The organism is Ktedonobacter racemifer DSM 44963, assembly GCF_000178855.1.
Classification (GTDB): domain Bacteria; phylum Chloroflexota; class Ktedonobacteria; order Ktedonobacterales; family Ktedonobacteraceae; genus Ktedonobacter; species Ktedonobacter racemifer.
In genome coordinates this window covers 2,180,784-2,198,967 of sequence record NZ_ADVG01000002.1, presented here as the reverse complement: position 1 = coordinate 2,198,967, position 18,184 = coordinate 2,180,784, and the positions used below count along the sequence as shown (strand labels likewise).

Below are 18,184 nucleotides of genomic sequence, written 5' to 3'. Positions count from 1 at the left end.
TTTAATACATAACAAAAAGGTTATTACTGATGTTCTTCTCTCAATGCTTTCTACGAATAACGTGGCTTGTGGTGCGGTGGGAACATGTGTCTCTGAGACGGGCAAGAGAGTTCGCAAACAAAATGAGCAAGGTGGATTTTACGTCTGCATGGCCGGGCGTCCATATGAACGTCTCAGTGCGATTAAAGGGCATATTTACAGCTCAAAAAGGGTATTTCAAGGCATTTTTACCTATTTTATCATCTATAACCTATTACTTTTGCTTATGGTTGATTCTGCCTGAGAAAGGAGGTGGTCTGGTGTCATTCTCGCATGAAGAACTGGGTGTCCTGGTCAATACCTGCATCGGGCGGCGCAATGACTATGCCCTCCAGCGCGATGATGGCGGGTATCTGCGGGCAGGTCGTGTGTTGACCTATGACCTGGTTCTGGCACATCTGGCCGGGCGGGTGACGCTGGGAACGTATGTCATTGATGAGCAAGGGGGCTGCCGGTTCGCGGTCTTTGACTGCGACAAACGGGGCGGCCTGGTTGACCTGGTTGATGTGCAAGAACGGCTTGCTGCGGATGGGATTGTTTCTCACCTGGAGGCGTCCCGGCGTGGTGGTCACCTGTGGGTGTTCCTGGCCTCGCTCGTCTCTCCTGCCCAGCTCCGGCGCTGGCTCCTGCCGTACTGTCCTGAAGGGATGGAGTTCTTCCCCAAACAGGATAGTACGCTGGCCGGGCCTGGCTCTCTGGTGCGGGTGCCTCTGGGGGTGCATCGGTTGACAGGTGAGCGTTACCCCTTTGTCCGTCTGGATCGCTCGGAGTGGTTCCGTCGCCTGGTCCCGGTGGCCTCTGAGGTTGGGGCCTCGTTGGCCTGGCTCTCCACTGTCCAACGGGTAACGCCGCCCGCGGCGATACCCTCGCCTGAACGCGAACACGCTCAAGACGCGACCAAGAAAAATACTCTTCAAAAAAATGTTGCGGTGCTGACCCGTCCCACAGCACGCATGACGATTCAAGAGTGGTGCGCCCAACAGGATGCGCTAGGTGTGATCGGGCGCTATGTGGTCCTGGATCGCAGCGGGTTGGGATGTTGCCCGTTTGGCTGGCATCACTCGGATGGTAAGGACACACATCCATCGCTGTGGGTGCATGAGCCAAGTAGGCCGGGTGGTGCCTGTTGGTATTGTCACACCTGGAAACAGGGCGGCTCGGTGTTTGATTTTCTGCGCCTGTACTACGGCTTAGAGGCGCGTGAATTATGGCAACGCATACAGGAAGGAGGGCATCTATGAGCGAGCAAGGAACGCTCTATACACTCGGGTATGCACACCCTGAGACAGAGCGCCAGGTGCATCAGGTGATGCGTGATGAGCGGGCGCTCTTGGTTGATATTCGTCTGTCTCCCTATTCAAAGTGGGCCTCGGCCTGGAATAAGGCGGCGCTGTGCTCGGAGTATGGCTCGCGCTATGTGTGGGATCGGCGGCTTGGCAATGTCAATTATGCGCACAAGGAACAGGGTATCCAGCTCGCGCCAGGTCATGAAGATGCGGTGCGTGAGGTCGCGTCCTGGCTGCGTGAAGGTCGCCCGGTGGTGTTGCTCTGTGCCTGTCGGGATGCTCGCGCCTGTCATCGTAGCTTGGTCGCCAAGTTGGTGCAGGTGGCTCTCCTTGAGAGGGAAGATCATTACCCTGGCCTCTTAGCTCGCTATCGAGGGGATGAGGTGCCGCCTGTGATTCTGCCTGAGGCACTGCCAGGAATGCAGTGGTTCTCGGTGGCACTGTGGACCCGGTGGCCTGATCTGCTGGCGGAACATCATGGCTATATTCTTGGGACCTCGGCTTTCAATGCCATTGAAAACATGATGCGCTACTATCGCCTGTCGTCGGTGGCGCGTGCGGCTGCGCATACCTTGGATTTCTCGTTGTTCTATCGCTGCGCTCGGCCCTGGGTGCTCCTGGATCGCAGTGAGGAGGAGGGTGAAGTATGATGTTATGGTTTTGTCCTTCTTGGCTTTCTATCAATAGTTTGAGACATATTCAGACCGGCATAAAGAAGAAAGGTGATTACAGCCATACCTTCAAATACCAGGTTGATGTAGTAAAACATAGGATTACGGTTAGAAAATTCAAAGTAAATAAATTTGAAGATAACAGACATAAGCATACACCCGATAACTATTATGAAAGCATACTTTTTGAAAAAATGTTCCATCGGTTTTTGGCCTATACTCCTTTCTCATCTATTGTTGTTTGCCTTTGGCTCTTTCCTCTTACATTTGTTGCAGTTTTCGATGAGCGCTCTTGCGCCATACATCCAGTTCCACCTTGATAAATATACCTCAGCATTAGCGGTACCGCAAGTAAACCGTACCGCGCAAAATACATGGTTATTGGTTGGTTTGTTTCTTTGCTTGCTTCTCTTTTTTTGCCCTTGCGACAAGTTTTTGTACCCCGAAAAGTTTTTGTACCCCGAATTGAACGAGGAGGTAGGCATGAAAATAGATCTCGAATTCGATCACTTTGTTCACCATTTGCTGTGAAGACAACTTGTAGAAAACGATTGCAACGCCAATGAAAAGGGCAAGCATAACAATCTCTAAGCCAATGATGAATATTGCCCATACGACTTTAGAGTGAATTTGCATGTTTCTTCATTCTCCAATTGTATTGAGGCATGGTTATCAGCTTGTTTGGTTACTTTTGTTTGCTTTGGCTTTTCTCTTTGCATGAAGTTTTTGACGCATTACTCCAGAAAGGATAAAGACGTGAAGCGCAAATTCTTCAAAGAATATCCAGCTGCTTACTCGTTCTGGAGATGGTCCTTGAAGAGAGATACCACCAATGATGAGACCGACAAGCAGAAGGATCTCCACAATAACAATGAATATCGTCCGTACTGCTTTGGGATTGATTTGCATGTTTCTTCATTCTCCAATTGCATTGGGGCATGGTTATTGGTTTGGTTGGTTGTTTTTTCTCTTTTTCTCTAGCCGCTTCTTCAGGATACGGTAGAGGAAGAATACAAGTCCGTGGAATATAAGCTCCAAGGTAACGACAAAAATTATTAGGAGTAAAAGATGATTAATTATATCTGGTATAACGATGGCCAGACGAAAGAAGTTAACGAGGACTAAGAGTTCGGTGGCAATGAAAATTGTCGCTTTGATCGGTTTAGGTTCGATTGGCATCATGTTTCGCTATTCTCCCTTTACATCAGAAAGGAGGCAGCTATGAACACAACAGTAAGAGTGCTTGGGGCTTTTGTGGATACGCTTGTGCTTAATATATACCAAACCAGGGCCGATTTCCAGGTGATCAAGGGGCGTCTGGATGGTGAGCTTCTTGAGGAGCTAAAGGCTCTGAAGGAAAAAGCACAAGATGATGAAGAGCCTGCGGAGTCTCGCTTCGCCTTCTGTGGAGCTCCGTTGCTGATGACGGCCAAGGGCGGTGAGGGCTTTCAGTGGATCTTGAAAAACAAGCTGCTCACTCTGGCGGTCAATCGGAGCTCCAAGATGCAACTGATCGCGCAGGTGCGGTGCTCCTCTGAGTACCTGTGGAGTGTGCGCGACCTGGGCAAGGTCGTGCATGAGGTGTTTGGCTTCCTGGTCACCATCTTTGGGCAACGTATCAAGCTGCAAGTCTCGGCCTGTGACCTGGCGGCTGATGTGGTCGGGTTGCACCTGGGGACGCTTACAGACGTGAAACGCAATTTTGTGACCCGTGCGCAACTCACTGAAGAGCGGCCACTCTCCGAGGATGGCATGATTGATGGGCCTGATGGCATTAAGCAACGGTGGGGGCGCATCACGGGCCTCCCGTTTGGTGCTCGCAATGGGCATGTCTCGGCGCTGCTCTACAACAAACAGCATGAGATTAAATACAAGTCCAAGGAGAAGGAGTGGTTCTACGACCTGTGGCGCGTGGCGAAAGATGCAGAAACGGGCGAGCCATTTGTGGGACGGGGAAGAGGAGATATGGCGCGTCGAAATGCGGTTTAAGCGGCCTGCGCTCAATGAAATGAAAGGCGAGGACTTTCACGGGATCGATGATGCCTTTGACCTGGAAGAGCACCTGCCGGGCCTGTGGGCCTATGCCGTTGGGCACGTTGGTGGTGGGGAAGATGGCCTTCCTGATGGCTGGCTGCGCTATGTTATAGCGACTGAGGACACAAACCGCTCGCGCTGGCCGGTGCATCCTGATTGGGAGGTCATCCAGGGCGCATTTCAACAGCAGGAGGAGCAGGAGGAGTCGGACTATGAACGTGAGGAACGGGAACGGGAAGAGCTGCTCCAGTTGGTTGATGAGGAGCTGGAGGCTCGGCCTTTCTCCACTGACAAGAAAAAGGGGCGTCGGCCTGGTCGCCGCATTGTCTCGGCTGCTCATCCTGTGGTGCCTGAGTCCTTCACGCTCAAGCCCTACATTCGGCAACGCAAGCGGGAAAAGAATATGCTGCGCCTGATCGCGCAAATAGCGGGACTCCTCATCACGTTGGAAGCCTGGCGGCAACCCTCACATGAGGAACGGGATGTCTTCTCTGATCTCTCGGATACGGTGTCCTTTGCCTACAACCATGTGGAAGAGTACTACGGCGAAAAAGAACGCGATTTTGAGAGAGAAGTCAAGAAACGGCGTGTACTGCTCAGTATTCCTGACAAGTCTTCTCAAGCTGCATAAGGAGGTGTTCTATGAAACTTCAAGAGGTTATAAAGCATTTTCTTGTGGATGTTGACAATCGTTTGGGTGAGAATACTCATGGATCGTACCAACGGGCCTTAAGGCATTTGGTTAATCTGTTGAATTCTGTATATGGAATTGATGAGCTTGAGAAGGTTACAATTTTACATCTTCGTGATTGTGTGCGCCATATGATTGATACACCTTCTGAAGTAGTGCGAGAGAGATCATATGGTAAGAAGTCTAACCTTGCTGACTCATCAGTAAAAACGTATGTCAATATCTGGAAAGTGTTTTTCAATTGGTGCTATCAGGAGGAGTTAATAGATTCTAATCCCTCTGCTCGCCTTAAGGCTCCAAAACTTGAGAAGCGCGTGCTAAAGACTTTTACATCTGAGCACATTTATAGAATGCTTGATTCTCTCAACCTCTCCACGGATATCGGTTTTCGGGATTATGTGATTTTATTACTTCTCTTGGATACGGGTATCAGATTGGATGAGATAGGTACATTATTGTTGGAAGATGTGCATGATACCTATATCAAAGTGCGTGGTAAGGGGCGTAAAGAGCGTGAGGTAGGTATACATCCTGATGTGAGCAAACAGCTTTGGAAGTATGTACATAAGCATCGCCATCCAGGTAACCCCGACGAGCCTAAAATCTTTATTGATTGTAGTAAGCAAGGTAGGGGTAAGGCTATAAGTCGAGCGGGCGTGAAAGGTATGCTTGCCAGATTAAAGGTAGCTTTAGATCTTAAAGATGTGCGCTTATCCGCTCATACGTTTAGGCATACCTTTGCAAAAATGTACCTGGCTCAAGGTGGGGACATTTTCAAGCTTTCTCGTGAGATGGGCCATACGAATGTAAGGATTACTCAAAAGTACCTGGAGGACTTTACCAGTACTGAGGCACGTAAGGAACATGACTCTCATTCGCCTTTAAGTGTTTTAGATATCAGCAGATACAGAAAAGTTAGGAGGAAAAAAGACGTGTGAAAATTTGCGTTTAATGGCTACTGTAACGGCTCTTTTGGTGTCCATTATATGCTAGAAAAAGTGTTTTTTAACTCTACCGTTAGGCTAGAAATGGCCTAGCGGTTGCTTGGTTTGGTCTGGCTTGGGGAGTTAGAGGAGGAGGATAATACTGTCTGCTTATTTTTTTATTTTTATTGGTTTTGGTATCCATTAAAAGGTATGATGGGCATCTTTCCCCTCCCTGAGATAAGTTCGCCCTCATTGTATCATGTTGGTGGATTAGAAGAGCTAGAAAGTATGGTGGCGAGCATGCTCGCCACCATACTTTCTAGCTCTTCTAATAGTTTTCGTAGATGAGCTTGCCCAGGCGAGACAGGGTATAGCGCGTGTGTGGGGTGTCTGCCTGGTTAGCGGTGAGGGCGACGAGGATGAGAGGCGCTTTGCCTGGTACTGGCTCCTTGCCCGCGGCCTGCTGGAGTTCAGGCGCGAGCGGAGGGTAGAGAATGCCCGCATCGTGCATTACCCCCACCAGGCCGCCAGTCTTATGCGCGAAGGGAACCTCTTCGCTCCAGGAGGAGGGCAAGATCGTATAGTCGTTCTGGCGTAGCAGGATACTGAGCAGGCGCTCCCGCTCTGGCGCGGCCTCGCTACAGAGATAAGCCAGGAGGCGCGCCATCTCCTCCGCGTTCGTCCAGTTATCTCGTCCCTGCTGGCGCGCGGTAAAGTCCATAAAGCGGCGTTCAAGGCGCGTGACATGCAAACCCAGCTCTTGCATAAAGGCATTGATGTGCTCCATGCCAGCCAGGTCAAGTAAAATATTGGAGGCCGTGTTATCGCTAATCGTGATCATCAGATAGGCCAGGTCACTCAGCGTAGGACGTAGCTCTGGCGAGAGATCCGTCAGGACACCATCGCTGGTGACGCGCATGGCTGCTGGAACCTCGTAGCGCATCTCCCAGGCCAATTTTCCCTGCGCGACCTGGCGTGCGACGGTCAGCAGAATAGGCAGCTTGGCCAGGCTGGCGGCAGGGAAACGCTGGCTCGCGTGGAGCGTATAGAGTGGCTCAGGCGTGGAGGGGGACCAGACGACGCAGGCCACCTCTCCACTAAGCGCAAGCAACTCTTCTGCAAAATCTTTAATCATGGTCGCTTGCTACTCGCTTGATGCCCCAGACAATGTCAGCAAGGCGGTCATTAAAAATGGGGCTCTCACGCTCAAAGCTGTTTACGACCACATAGTTATAGCGTCGCCCCTCGGCATGGATGTAGTCGGTGGCGCTGACGGCCATGCCCACATGCGTGATGGCCTTGGTGCCAAAGAAGATCAGGTCCCCGGCTTGCATCTCCTCACGTGAGACGCTTTGCGGCAGGAAGTCATGCTGTTGGTCGGCGTCGCGGGGAAGAATGTAGCCGCCCATGCGATAGTTCACCTGGACAAAGCCACTGCAATCGATACCCTCCCAGGAAGTGCCACCCCACAGATAGGGTACATTGCGAAACTGCATAGCATATTCAATCACTTTGCGTACATCGTCCTTGGGATAGGGGTCGGCCGCGCGCCTTATTGCCACTGCCTTACGATCTAGCCAGGCGGATTCTCCACCTGGAAGCGCGACCTGTACGCGCTGGGTATGTGTGTCGTCGAGGAGGGGCAGGAGCGTGGAGAGATAGGCATGATCGCTTTGGGCGTCGCCCTCGGCCTGGCTATAGAGAGGTGTGCGCATTGCTGTGATTACTGCGGCGAGGTCGAGTGGCGTGGCGCAGTCTGGTCCCACGCGGGTAAAGCCCTTCTCAACCGGCTCGGCAAGATGCTCTGTAAGTACCCAGCCCTCATAGTCTGATAGCTGCACATGGGTCCAGTCGCCCGAGGTCTGCTGTGTGCTGGCAGGCATATTTAAGAGCGCCTGCGTCACCAGTTCGGACTCGGGATTGGGATCGCGGCGCACATCGGCGACGCCAACCGCGATGGCGTATGTCGTCTGGGATTTCTGTGTCAACGTGCCTTACTCCTATCTTATATAGCTTGTCTGGATGCTGGATGTGGTGCCGTTGGCACCACATCCAGCATCCAGACAACATAGTTTTAGCCGCGCATCGAATTGCTGACTACAAATATCAGATTCGCGGGACGCTCGGCCATACGGCGCATCAGGTAGGGATACCACTGTGAGCCGTAGGGGACGTATACGCGAACGTTATAGCCCTCGCTGACCAGGCGCTCCTGCAGGTCGCGACGAATGCCATAGAGCATCTGGAACTCGAAGGAGGCAGGAGAGATGCCGTGATCGCGCACGTAAGTGCGCGCACCGTTGATAATATTCTCGTCATGGCTGGCGATGGCGGGGAAGTTCCCACGTGAGAGCAGCATCTTCATGATTTCGATATAGCTCTCATCTACATCTTTCTTGTTCTGGTAGGCGACGCTAGGTGGCTCTTTATAGGCACCCTTCACGATACGAACACGGACGTTGTGCTCGATCAGCTTCTCAATGTCGGCCTTACTGCGGTAGAGATAGGACTGAATAACGGTTCCCACCTGCTCATACTGTTCACGAGCCTTGAGCGCCATTGCTACTGTTTGCTCGGTATAGTTGGATGCCTCCATGTCGATACAGACAAAGATGCCATATTCGCGCGCGAGATCAAGGATGGAGCACAGGTTCTCTTCGCAGAGATCCTGCGAGATGTCCAGGCCTAGCGCCGTCAATTTGATGGAGATATTCGCATCAATGCCGGTCTGCTTGATCAGATTGAGCGCGGCAGTATAGTTCTGTGTCGCCTCACGTGCCTCGCTCTCCTGGAAGACGTTCTCGCCCAGGAAGTCGAGCGCTACAGGGTTGCCCTTCTGATTGAGTATGCGTACGGCCTGTACGGCATCTTCAAGCGTCTCTCCAGCCACGAAGCGTCGCGAGACGCCCCGGGTTGCGGGATTCTGGACAACGAAATCGCGCATGCGCTGATTTTGTGCAAGATACAACAGCGTATCTTTGAGCATAGGTGTGTAACCCCTTTCAGATATGATATGCAGATTAAGAGGTGTACAATTGTAGGGGCAGAGCTTGCTCGGCCTCAGAGTCCATGCCAGCACGGGCCCTACCAGGTACGATGAAGTAATTTCTTAATTTGCATCTATATATGGATGATAATTGCAGGCGTAGTAATGATGTAGCAATATAGACTTTTACTCCGGGGCCGCATACATACTGCGGCTCTTCGCTCCTATGATAGCACATAGGTGGCTGAGAAGCACTACTATAAAGGTACCTGCTACGCCAGCAGCGAGAGCCTCCTCGCTCTCAGCTCTACCATCTCAGCACACGATGAAGCACGAAATCCCAGGCACTATCGGGTAAGAGACGGCGCGCCAGGATCAGTGCTGAAGCACTACGAGGAATAACGTAACGCGCGCGTGGTTTCTCGCTCTCCAGAATGCGCGCGACCGTGTCAGCGACAAGCTGAGGAGGAAACCCCTTGCGACTGGAGCGGACGGCAAGCTTCTCAAAGAGATTGATCAGCTTCCCATAGGAGCCACCCTTATGGCTATCGAGCCAGCGTGAGCGCTCGATACTCGTCTCCCAGATATCCGTGGGGCTGGAGGCTGGCTCAATCAGCACCACGCGTACACCGAAGGGGCGAAGTTCGAAGCGTAAGGCATCGCTGAGGGCCTCCAGGGCGTATTTGCTCGCTGAATAGGCGCCAGTTATGGGACTGGAGAAGCGGCCAGCGATACTGCTGATATTAATAATGGTGCCATGAGCGAGCTTGAGAAGCGGTAAAAAGGCCTGGGTGACTGCCAGGTGGGCGATGGCGTTGACCTCGATCTGGGCACGCAGGTCCTGGATGGGAAGTATTTCGAGAGGCGCGCCATAGGCGGTGCCAGCGTTGTTAAGCAAGGCGTGAAGGTGAGGGTGGGTTCCAAGGTGCTCCTGGACCTGCTGGGCCAGGGTGGACACCTGTTGTTCATCAGTAATATCACAGAACAAAACCGTAAACTGGCTGGCGCATCCCTGGCGCGTCGCTTCAGCGAGAAGATCTTCCTGGTCAGCGGTCTTGCGTACAGTGGCGAAGACATGCCAGCCCCGGCGTGCCATCTCAAGCGCGCTAAGACGCCCAAACCCGCTTGAACAGCCTGTGATCACAATATTTTTCTGCTCAGTCTTGTCGCTGGCCTGTGTTGTTGCCTCTGGATGATTGCTTGTATCGCTGCTCATGCTTTTATTCATCCTCTTGCGTATGTGTAAAGCCCTGGCCTATGCGATGCCACAGGCCAAGACGCGTAAGTTCACTGCGAGCCTCAAACCCAAAATATTCCGGATTGATATGCGCGCCATGACGCAAGACGAGCCCGCGCAACATCTCTATCTGTTCCGCTTTGGACGCCTTATCCTGCTCAAAGGGGATGTGTTGCGCCAATCGCTCGATTGCTTGCCTTGTATACCACTGATCCTGCGTTTCAGACATATATCACCATGCAGAGAAGTTTCATCAGGGCGTATTATCTCACTCCTGGTGCATATTCATGGTAGCACCTGGAAAGGAAGCCTTTCAAGTCCTGCCTGCCATTTCCTTTCTTATCCTAATCCGAGTCATGTGTATAGTTTGTAGCTGAGGTGCCAGGTGAAGTCTGGCACCTCAGCTACAAACTATACACCCAAATCTTCTTCTTGAGACACGTTTATACAGGATGGCACGGTGATAAGATAGCCATTTTTCACTATCTTCAGCGCTAATACTTGATTACAGAGGTGCCGCAGTGTTAGTGTGGATAGTGAACACGAGAAGTGACACAAGAATATTAGAGTTGAGTTTTTCTTTTTAAGGTAGGCGAAGAAATGATTTGTGCATACTGTAATGCTGCGAGAGAAGCAAACACTGCTCCATGTCCCAGATGTGGTGCGCCTTCGCCGTTGCTGGGACAGACGAACGCTGGCGGTTTCCAGGCTGGAAGTATGCCAGGGGGAAGTGCCTGGGGGACGGGAAGCCCGGCAGCAGGCGGAGCCGCAAATGGCACATGGGATGATGTGCCCCAGCTCTCCTTTAGTGGTCCCCAGGTTGTGCCGCAACCGCAGTGGTGGTCTCAGCCTGAACAGGGGCAGGGGGCATCGCAGGTGAACTGGCAGCAAGGCCAATCTCAGAATGATTGGCAGAGCGGGCAGAACTCAATGCCGATGCCGGGTTCAGGTCCCCTGGGCAGCGGTCAGTGGGGAAGCGGACAATATGGTGGGGCCGGTGGCTCGGGGACTCAGCTTTCCTGGAATCAGGACGGTGAGGCGAATAACCAGTTTCAAGGGGCGCAGCCAGAGCAATCACTCTTGCCAGTACCTTACCAGGCGCCAAATACCGTACAGCTACAGGTGCAGCATGGGCAGGGAACGTCGTCGATGCTCATGCCAGTACAGAATATCGAACAACTGCTACCAGACCTGCCCGAGCAAGAGGGTTCTGTCTACGTGCCGCCCATGTACACCAAGCCGCGCGCGATCATCCCCAGGTACCGCATCATCAGTGGCTTTTTGAGCGTGATTGTCGTGGTGCTTCTCCTCTGCACAGGCGCGGGCTACTATGCCAAAGCCTCTGGCAAATTGAGAACTGTTACAAATATCTTAGGTTGGAGTACCCCGGCTCCCGTTAAGCCGACAGTCACGACCAATATTCCCGATCCAGGTGCACGTGAGACGGGTCCAGGCGCGGGCATTATTACCTCCGCCACCACCACGTCGCGCATTGATCCTAACAGCCATATTGCTCTGGATGAGCATAAAGTCTTTGCCCCTGGAACCATCTTCTATGTAACCTACAATATCTCAACGAAGAAGGACGCGGGAAAGATAGCTGTCAAGGTATTTACAAATGGTATCCAGGATAAGGCGCAAGAGACCGCTATTGAGGCTAACCAGAATAAGCATGGTTATATTAGCCTGACATATCCCGTCTCGCTCTCTGGCAAAATAGAACTCTATTGGAATGATCAACTGGCCTATCGCCTCTACTTTGCCGTGAAGCAATAGTATGTGTAGACTCCCTGATAGGTAGTAGAAAGCCCCTGATAGCCATAGACTATCAGGGGCTTTCTACTACCTATCAGGGAGTCTACTTACAGCGGGTCTCAACGGTGACATCACCAAAGACCTGGACCTGACAGGCGAGGCGTGTATTGGGATTTTTCTTCAAGTCCTTGCGGAGCCAGAATTTCTCCATGAAGGTCAGAGGGTTGGTGTTCTCGCTAGGAGAAACTGCGACGCGATCAGTACCGCACAGACCGTTGCCATGGCAGTTACCGACTTTGTAGATACCGCAGTATACGGGCACATCATGCTCAAGCGCGGGATAACGCACTGTATCGCCTTCAGCAACCTGCACCTGCACGTTTTCGCGTACATATGTAATCGTTGGCACGACTTATATCCTCCGTGATAGATGTTTGATTGGCAGATAAGGAAAGATAAAATGAGGTATCAAAACCTGTAAATTCTTGTCAGAATATAGCACAGACATTAGGGAGCGTCAACCAAAGTGGAATTGATAAGGGAAAGTATGTGGGGAGAGGGATACTGGCCGGATGCCCGGTACCCCTCTCCCCACATACTTTCCCTTAAGAGTTTGTTACTACCATCGTGATCGTGAGTTGCACGGGCTGGACTTTGAGTGCTGGATCGCTGTGGCTAAAGGTAATGGTGGTCGTAAAGGTGCCTGTACTGGTTGTTGCGACTGTGGGTGAGACCGTAAGAATATCGCTCTCGCCGGGATTAAGCGTGCCCTGAGTGCGCGAGAGGCTGGCTGAGCCATTACTCTGGCTGGTGCGCCAGTTGAGCGTTGCCTGGCCAACATTGGTGACTGAGATTAATTGAGAGGCGAAGCTATTGTCCCTGGTCGTGTCGAAGGTAATGGTTGATGGCACCACGCTAATGATGGGCGCAGGTGGTGGCGAGACGGTGAGCGAGACCGCGACCTGCTTTGCCTGGCCACCTGAGTTGAAGGTGAGGGTGCCTTGATAGGAGCCGGGTACCAGGCGACTATCATCAATGTGAACGGTTAGTGTCGTTTGCTGACTGCCATCCAGGCTCCCACTGGTCGGGGCTGCGCTGAGCCAGTTGCCCTGGTCAGCGGTACTGGCACTGGCCTGCCAGCTTAACGCGAGCGCTCCCGTGTTTTGCAGGGTAATGGTTTTATCGGCTGGCTGCTGATTGACAATCGTCGAGAAGGCCAGGGTAGGTGGCGAGACCACAAGGTTGCCTGTGGCAATGACACTGAGTGAGACGCCGACCTGGGAAGTACTGTTGGCACTGCTAAAGTTGAGGGTGCCTTGATAGTTGCCTACCGCCAGTTGTGTAGACTGAATGGCAATGGTAATGATCGCGCTGCTATGTCCTGGCAGTCTGCCCTCGGCTGGCGACATGCTTAGCCAGGGCGAACCATCGCCGGTCAGGGTCGTCCCCGTCCAGTTGATGGCCTGGTCGCCTGTATTCTGAATGACCACGGATTGAGCTGTAGGGCTATAGCCTGCGCCTGTCGAGAAGGCTAGCGATGCTGTCGAGACGACGAGTGTTCCGCTGGCTGGCTCTTTGGCTACACCTAGCGTCACAGTTAACGTAAGTGGAGCGCTTTCGCTGGCGTTCGTCGTGCGGAAGAGCAGGTGCCCGGTGTAGGTATGGGGTAGAAGCGTGCCCCGGTTGGCCTTGACCTGGATGGTGGCGCGTCCCGCGAAGGAGCCACTCGCGGGAGTGACCGAGAGCCAGGGCTGATCACTACTGGCCTGCCAGGTGAGCGAATTGCCACCATTATTGATCAAAGTCAGGTCGCGGGTCGCGATGGTCCCGCTGGGGGCGGCGTCAAAGTCGATGCGCTGGGTCGCCAGTTGCAGTTGGGGTGGCCCGCTGGGCGTTTCCTGTACCATGACAGTTGTCGAGACGCTGAGCCGCATATGTTCATCCGTGACATGAATGGCGTGGTTGCCAATGCTCCACGCGTGCGTCACACGGATCTCCAGTGAGAAGGCCCCCTGCTTATTTGTACTGGCAAGCAGAGGCTTCCCGTTGTCGCCAGGGATGGGCTGAGCAACATCATAGGTGAGAAGCAAATTATCGTGCGGGCCAAAGCCACTCCCTTTAAGCAGAAAGGTATCGTTGATGCGTAGCTGATTAGGGGTAGCGATTACTGAAGCCTGAGCAATTGATGGCTTGTTGCCAATAAGGAAGAAGGCCAGCACACTACTCATGATCAAGAAGAAGAGACAGGCACAGAGCAGGATAAGGCTGGTGGCGCGAGGGCGGGAGGAGCGCACATTTGAGAGCGGAAAAGACGGCTCTGAGATGGGATCTATCGCGCCCTGCTTCTCGGCTACATAGCTTGTTGGTACCTCCTCATGGAGGGACGCTTGTGGCTGGGGATTGCTCTCCACCTTAGGGGTCATTGGTATGGTGACTTGTGGCTTGGAGGCAAAACGGCTGGCACGTCGCGTGGGAACGGGTATGTTTAGCTCAGGACCATTTTGCTGATCGCTTTGCGTATTCTCTACTTCAAGCTCAGATGTACCCTCGTCTACGTCAACCGTGCGCGAGTGTACAGTTTGCTGTAATGCCTCCATCATGCTGGAGTGGTAGGGATGGTCTTCTGGATGTAGCCCGGCGTGGTGGCCAGCGCGATGCGGAGAGGCTGGTGGTAGTGATGGTTTTTGGGTATGTGGTTGCCTGGCCCCTGAACGACGCGAGGGGCGATCAAAAGCATAGCCGCAACGGCTACAAACCTGGGCATCGGCGCGCTGTAGTTTTTTGCATTGTGGGCAGCGTATGGTATCCATCCCTGTATATATTTCAGGAGAAGTGAGCGCAATTCCTACTTCCCCCGCCTCCAATCATGTTTTAAAAAGATAGATGAGTTTCTATAAAATGTTGTTGCTATTCAATAAACGTATAGCTCAGGGAATTCTCAAGGATTGAGATACTCTTTTGTGAGTTTGAAAAGTAGATAAGGGAGAGTGGGGGTGGACGGACTCTGTCCGTCCACCCCCACTCTCCCTTATCCTATGCTGAGGAGGAAGACAGGGCTAGGGCGTGGTCGCTGGTGGTGGTGCCTGGACGGTCATGCCCGAAGTATCACTATTGATAGTGACCGCCATGCTGCCGGTGTACTGGACGTTTTGCGCGTTGGCACCGCTTACCGCCAGGGTATAGCTGCCGATGGGAATATTGCTAAAGCTGAAATTCCCTGAGCTATCGGCGGTTGTGGTCGCGATGACCCCGCTGCTCGTTGACAAGGTGATCGTGGCATTGGGCAGGGGGGCAGGCGTCGCGCATTGACTATCCGCGCAGGCGACAGCGCTTCCACTTAGCTTATAGCCCGTGATTGTCAGCGTTACAGGGATCTGAACAGGGCTGCCGACAACGTTTGAGCCGCCGCTCCCGCTGGCGGAAAGCGTGATCGTTCCCCTGTAGGTTCCCGGTGGTAGGGAGCCAGGGCTGGTAGTAACAGCCAGGGTGCTGCCACTGCCGGTATCGCTGCCATTGCCGCCTGTTGAGAGCCAGCCACTACTCCCGCTGTCAATGCTAGCCGTCCAGCTGACGGGGCGAACACAGGTACCAGTTGTTTGCAGGCTAATGTTCTGACTGGCGATGGTCTGATTTTGTGAGCCCGTGAAGGAGAGACTATCAGGTGCCACCTGTAGGCTACAGGGAGGTTGCACCGTCAGTGTGACGGTAAAGGACTGCGGGCTGCTCTGGGCACTGGTATTTGTGCTCTCCGTGGCATCGATATTGACCTGTGCTCTATACACGCCAGGATCCAGTCCCGCGATAGAAGGAGATACATTGAGCATCGCGGTCGCGTTACTAGCGGTGAAGGTGCCTTTATTTGCAGAGAGCGCTAACCAGGAAGCGTTTCCGCTGACGGAGGCGTTCCAGGTCAGGGGCCAGCTACAATTCCCGCTGGCGGAAAGGGTAATCGTTTGGGCTGTTGGGGTACTTCCTCCCTGGATGGCATTAAACGCGAGTGCGCTCTGAGATGGCTGTGCCAGCGTACAGGGTGGAGCAACAGTCAGTGTTACCATGATTGTTTGTGGGCTACCGGGCGCGGCATGATTGGCGTTATCGCTGCCATTAATCACCACCTGTCCCACATAGGTTCCGGGCGAGAGATTGCTGGGATCAATATTGATAATGACCTGTCCTGTCTGACCGGGCGCGATGGTGCTGCCCGTAGGTGAGGTTCCAAGCCAGGAGTAGGCCAGATTATTAATATTTGTGCGCCAGCTCAATGGACTATGGCCCGTATTTGTCAGGGTCACAGCCTGTCCCGCGGGTATGCCTTTGCCCTGGGTGGTTGAAAAATTGAGACTGAGTGGTGAGGCACTCAATATTGGCGCTGTTGGTGTTGGAGGTGCCTGTACACTCAGATCAACCGACATTGAAAGGCTACTATTCCCCGCCACAACCGAGACGAGGCCCGTATAATGTCCCGCATTCAAGTTATGGGGATTAACGCCGATGGCTACGGTTGCCCCTGTCGTATTATTGACGGTGCCACTATTGGGCATAATGCTGATCCAATTGTTCGGGCTGCTGGCGTGCCAACCAATCGTGCCTGGGCAATTGGTGCCAGACTTCAAGAACAGTGTCTGGTCGCTTGGATGGTTGAGGCCTGCGACGGTCACAAAGCTCATTGCGGGCGTGCTGGCAGTCACCGTACATTGTGGCTTAACAGTCAGGGCAACCGCCACACTTTGCGGACTATTGATGGCAGTATGTCCATCGCTGGCGCTGAACGAGAGTGTATTGAGATAGGTTCCGGCAAGCAGTTTGCTGCTATCAATATCTAGTGGCACATTGCTAGTGTCATGTGGTGCAACAATACCTGTATCCTGGCGTGTTTTTAACCAGTTGAAATGCGGATCAAGCTCACGTAAGTAAGCATTCTGTCCATTGTCGACTGGCTGATTACCTGAAATGGTCCAGTAGAGTGGTTTGGTTCCAGGATTGGTGATCATTAGCGCCTGGGGCGAGGAGCCACCATTCCCATCAACGGTACTATAGTTAAGCACCACAGGTGTTACCTGCAAGACAGCGCCAGGATAGGGAGGAAGTGCGCGCACTTCCATAGTCACTCTGGCCGTCTGGGGTTCTCCCACATTTGAGGCAAAGGTCAGCGTGCCAGTATAGGACCCGGGTTTGAGGTCGGCGCGCTGGATGCCAACCAGCAAGGTCTGCTGGCTACTAAATGCACCTTGTGTAGGCGTGACCTGGAGCCAGGATTGATCGCTACTGACGGTCCAACTAATATTGCCACTCCCCGAGTTATGCAGGGTAAGTGGTTGGAGCGTGTTAGCTCCCTGGTAGGCTCCTCCCATATCCAACTGCTTTGTATCAAGCAGGAAATGAGAGGGGCGTGTTGGACCCTCGGTAACATGGAGCGTCGTGCTGGCAATATAACGCGTATTGATATCCTCGGCCTGTACCAGGTGAAAGCCTGGTTCCCAGCTTGTATCAATATTGACTTTGATATCCACACTGCCATCATCACCAACAGCGACGAGCGTGCGGTCGATATTAATACGGATGGGTTCTCCAATGTCATGCGTCAGGTAGAGCATGGCATGAGGCCGGAAGTGGCGTATGGAGAGCGTGATACTCTCTCCATACGAGGCGGTCGGATTCGAAAGCGTCAGGGTTGGAATGCCTCCAGATCCCTGGTTATTATTGTGAGAACCCAGAAATGAGAAAGAGACCAGCAGGCTATCAAACGCGAGTGAGAGCAAGATCAGAGCTGCCGCACAAATGAAGAAGAGACGCAAGCGCTGTTTATTCTGAAGAAGCGGTGTGACCAGTTTCGGCATTGGAAACGAAGGAATATGACCCTCAGCGATGGCTCTAAGCACATCTTCCTGCTCAATTCGCTGTGCCGCCGCTGGATCAAGTTGACGTGCCAGCAGTGGATCCCCTGCGTCCGCCCATTTATCGTCCTCATTCTCCTCGTTTTCATGCTCGGGCAGCCAGGGCCAGAAGTCAGGCAGCGGAAGGCTGTTCTCCAGTATATCCCGCCGCGCGGCAGCCTTCTCCGGGCTTGCTGTATTGGCGAGTGTCCCGACGCCCGCAGGCTGGGTTGCCTCGTTTTGTGCAGCCTGGCCCACGCTTGGATGGGGCGTGCTCTCGCGCTCAACGTCTACGGAGATCTCTTTGAACGGAGAGAGGCGCGAGGAGCGGCGTAGACGTGGCTCTTTACGTTCAGTAGCTTGTAATTGGCGCGCGGCATCGCTTAAGTTATCGACCATATGACTGGAGGTATCGGTCACTGGAGAAACTGGCGGAACCGTCTCCTCTGCGCTGAAGTGAGTCGCATACTCTGGATCAGGAGCAAATGGATCTATCTCGGGAAGAGTTATTTCTCCCGTGATATCGGGCATGGTTATAAAGGCGCTCTCTGCCTGGGTTAAGGCCGAATGCGCGCTGGACTCTTCTGGAGATGACCAGGCGGAGAGGCATTCTTCACAGTAGACGGCATGATCTGGGCAAGCCCTGCCGCAATGTCTGCATTTACTCATTATGTACTCTTTACCTA

General features: G+C 53.0%; 18 protein-coding genes. 7 read left to right on the top strand and 11 right to left on the bottom strand.

The annotated features are described in order from the left end of the window. Nucleotides 1-299 precede the first annotated feature (299 nt). From KRAC_RS25780 to KRAC_RS71650, 3 genes are read left to right on the top strand one after another with little or no spacing between them, the layout of a single operon-like run. Nucleotides 300-1,280, top strand: a complete 981-nt coding sequence (locus tag KRAC_RS25780; protein ID WP_040444164.1) for a TOTE conflict system archaeo-eukaryotic primase domain-containing protein — start codon at nt 300-302, stop codon at nt 1,278-1,280. Next, nucleotides 1,277-1,975, top strand: a complete 699-nt coding sequence (locus KRAC_RS25775) for a DUF488 domain-containing protein (RefSeq protein ID WP_007912250.1) — start codon at nt 1,277-1,279, stop codon at nt 1,973-1,975. The genes KRAC_RS25780 and KRAC_RS25775 overlap by 4 nt, the downstream gene beginning before the upstream one ends. Continuing rightward, the gene (locus KRAC_RS71650; RefSeq protein ID WP_007912248.1) at nt 1,972-2,316 is read left to right on the top strand and encodes a hypothetical protein; all 345 of its coding nucleotides are present in this window, start codon (nt 1,972-1,974) and stop codon (nt 2,314-2,316) included. Before KRAC_RS25775 ends, KRAC_RS71650 begins: the two co-directional genes overlap by 4 nt. Before the next feature lie 58 nt (nt 2,317-2,374). Here KRAC_RS71650 and KRAC_RS25765 read toward each other — a convergent pair whose 3' ends face one another. From KRAC_RS25765 to KRAC_RS25755, 3 genes are read right to left on the bottom strand one after another with little or no spacing between them, the layout of a single operon-like run. Further along, entirely contained in the window at nt 2,375-2,632 is a 258-nt protein-coding gene (locus KRAC_RS25765; protein ID WP_007912246.1) for a hypothetical protein, read from the bottom strand. A 36-nt stretch (nt 2,633-2,668) separates the two neighbouring features. Continuing rightward, complete coding sequence (locus KRAC_RS25760) at nt 2,669-2,905, bottom strand: hypothetical protein (RefSeq protein WP_007912244.1); 237 nt, start codon at nt 2,903-2,905, stop codon at nt 2,669-2,671. Nucleotides 2,906-2,938: 33 nt separating this feature from the next. Continuing rightward, nucleotides 2,939-3,178: a hypothetical protein gene (locus KRAC_RS25755; RefSeq protein ID WP_007912243.1), complete on the bottom strand. Its 240-nt coding sequence runs from the start codon at nt 3,176-3,178 to the stop codon at nt 2,939-2,941. Between the two features lie 39 nt (nt 3,179-3,217). Between KRAC_RS25755 and KRAC_RS76250 the strand changes: the two genes are divergently transcribed. The 3 genes from KRAC_RS76250 to KRAC_RS25740 are packed head-to-tail and all read left to right on the top strand — an operon-like array spanning nt 3,218 to nt 5,659. Then, nucleotides 3,218-3,985: a hypothetical protein gene (locus KRAC_RS76250; protein ID WP_007912242.1), complete on the top strand. Its 768-nt coding sequence runs from the start codon at nt 3,218-3,220 to the stop codon at nt 3,983-3,985. Then, entirely contained in the window at nt 3,975-4,661 is a 687-nt protein-coding gene (locus tag KRAC_RS76245; RefSeq protein ID WP_007912241.1) for a hypothetical protein, read from the top strand. The genes KRAC_RS76250 and KRAC_RS76245 overlap by 11 nt, the downstream gene beginning before the upstream one ends. Nucleotides 4,662-4,672: 11 nt before the next feature. Further along, nucleotides 4,673-5,659 carry a tyrosine-type recombinase/integrase gene (locus tag KRAC_RS25740; protein ID WP_007912240.1) on the top strand — a complete coding sequence of 329 codons (987 nt, stop codon included), beginning with the start codon at nt 4,673-4,675 and terminating at the stop codon, nt 5,657-5,659. Nucleotides 5,660-5,975: 316 nt separating this feature from the next. On the opposite strand, the gene KRAC_RS25735 is transcribed toward KRAC_RS25740, so the two are convergent. The 5 genes from KRAC_RS25735 to KRAC_RS25715 form a co-directional block, all read right to left on the bottom strand. Further along, nucleotides 5,976-6,782 (bottom strand): serine hydrolase, encoded by an 807-nt coding sequence (locus KRAC_RS25735; RefSeq protein WP_007912239.1) that lies wholly within the window; start codon nt 6,780-6,782, stop codon nt 5,976-5,978. Continuing rightward, nucleotides 6,775-7,635, bottom strand: a complete 861-nt coding sequence (locus KRAC_RS25730) for a C40 family peptidase (protein ID WP_007912237.1) — start codon at nt 7,633-7,635, stop codon at nt 6,775-6,777. The genes KRAC_RS25735 and KRAC_RS25730 overlap by 8 nt, the downstream gene beginning before the upstream one ends. Nucleotides 7,636-7,721: 86 nt before the next feature. Next, entirely contained in the window at nt 7,722-8,633 is a 912-nt protein-coding gene (locus tag KRAC_RS25725; RefSeq protein WP_007912236.1) for a proline dehydrogenase family protein, read from the bottom strand. Between the two features lie 307 nt (nt 8,634-8,940). Next, nucleotides 8,941-9,849 carry an SDR family NAD(P)-dependent oxidoreductase gene (locus KRAC_RS25720; protein WP_007912235.1) on the bottom strand — a complete coding sequence of 303 codons (909 nt, stop codon included), beginning with the start codon at nt 9,847-9,849 and terminating at the stop codon, nt 8,941-8,943. 4 nt (nt 9,850-9,853) lie between these two features. Beyond that, entirely contained in the window at nt 9,854-10,099 is a 246-nt protein-coding gene (locus KRAC_RS25715; protein ID WP_007912234.1) for a hypothetical protein, read from the bottom strand. A gap of 446 nt (nt 10,100-10,545) precedes the next feature. On the opposite strand from KRAC_RS25715, the gene KRAC_RS25710 reads away from it, so the two are divergent. After that, complete coding sequence (locus tag KRAC_RS25710; protein ID WP_157507057.1) at nt 10,546-11,646, top strand: hypothetical protein; 1,101 nt, start codon at nt 10,546-10,548, stop codon at nt 11,644-11,646. Nucleotides 11,647-11,728: 82 nt separating this feature from the next. Here the strand turns inward: KRAC_RS25710 and KRAC_RS25705 are convergent, their stop codons facing one another. From KRAC_RS25705 to KRAC_RS25695, 3 genes are all read right to left on the bottom strand, one after another. Beyond that, entirely contained in the window at nt 11,729-12,034 is a 306-nt protein-coding gene (locus tag KRAC_RS25705) for a 2Fe-2S iron-sulfur cluster-binding protein (protein WP_007912232.1), read from the bottom strand. Nucleotides 12,035-12,230: 196 nt separating this feature from the next. Continuing rightward, complete coding sequence (locus tag KRAC_RS25700; protein ID WP_083814823.1) at nt 12,231-14,435, bottom strand: BACON domain-containing protein; 2,205 nt, start codon at nt 14,433-14,435, stop codon at nt 12,231-12,233. A 246-nt stretch (nt 14,436-14,681) separates the two neighbouring features. After that, on the bottom strand, nt 14,682-18,167 hold the full coding sequence (locus KRAC_RS25695; RefSeq protein ID WP_007912231.1) for a BACON domain-containing protein: 3,486 nt from the start codon (nt 18,165-18,167) through the stop codon (nt 14,682-14,684). Nucleotides 18,168-18,184: the final 17 nt, after the last annotated feature.

Coding starts and splice junctions, on each gene's coding strand:
- KRAC_RS76250 (WP_007912242.1), top strand. CDS start 3,218: ATGAACACAACAGTAAGAGTGCTTGGGGCTTTTGTGGATACGCTTGTG.
- KRAC_RS25775 (WP_007912250.1), top strand. CDS start 1,277: ATGAGCGAGCAAGGAACGCTCTATACACTCGGGTATGCACACCCTGAG.
- KRAC_RS71650 (WP_007912248.1), top strand. CDS start 1,972: ATGATGTTATGGTTTTGTCCTTCTTGGCTTTCTATCAATAGTTTGAGA.
- KRAC_RS25700 (WP_083814823.1), bottom strand. CDS start 14,435: ATGGATACCATACGCTGCCCACAATGCAAAAAACTACAGCGCGCCGAT.
- KRAC_RS25725 (WP_007912236.1), bottom strand. CDS start 8,633: ATGCTCAAAGATACGCTGTTGTATCTTGCACAAAATCAGCGCATGCGC.
- KRAC_RS25740 (WP_007912240.1), top strand. CDS start 4,673: ATGAAACTTCAAGAGGTTATAAAGCATTTTCTTGTGGATGTTGACAAT.
- KRAC_RS76245 (WP_007912241.1), top strand. CDS start 3,975: ATGCGGTTTAAGCGGCCTGCGCTCAATGAAATGAAAGGCGAGGACTTT.
- KRAC_RS25760 (WP_007912244.1), bottom strand. CDS start 2,905: ATGCAAATCAATCCCAAAGCAGTACGGACGATATTCATTGTTATTGTG.
- KRAC_RS25765 (WP_007912246.1), bottom strand. CDS start 2,632: ATGCAAATTCACTCTAAAGTCGTATGGGCAATATTCATCATTGGCTTA.
- KRAC_RS25715 (WP_007912234.1), bottom strand. CDS start 10,099: ATGTCTGAAACGCAGGATCAGTGGTATACAAGGCAAGCAATCGAGCGA.
- KRAC_RS25695 (WP_007912231.1), bottom strand. CDS start 18,167: ATGAGTAAATGCAGACATTGCGGCAGGGCTTGCCCAGATCATGCCGTC.
- KRAC_RS25735 (WP_007912239.1), bottom strand. CDS start 6,782: ATGATTAAAGATTTTGCAGAAGAGTTGCTTGCGCTTAGTGGAGAGGTG.
- KRAC_RS25720 (WP_007912235.1), bottom strand. CDS start 9,849: ATGAGCAGCGATACAAGCAATCATCCAGAGGCAACAACACAGGCCAGC.
- KRAC_RS25755 (WP_007912243.1), bottom strand. CDS start 3,178: ATGATGCCAATCGAACCTAAACCGATCAAAGCGACAATTTTCATTGCC.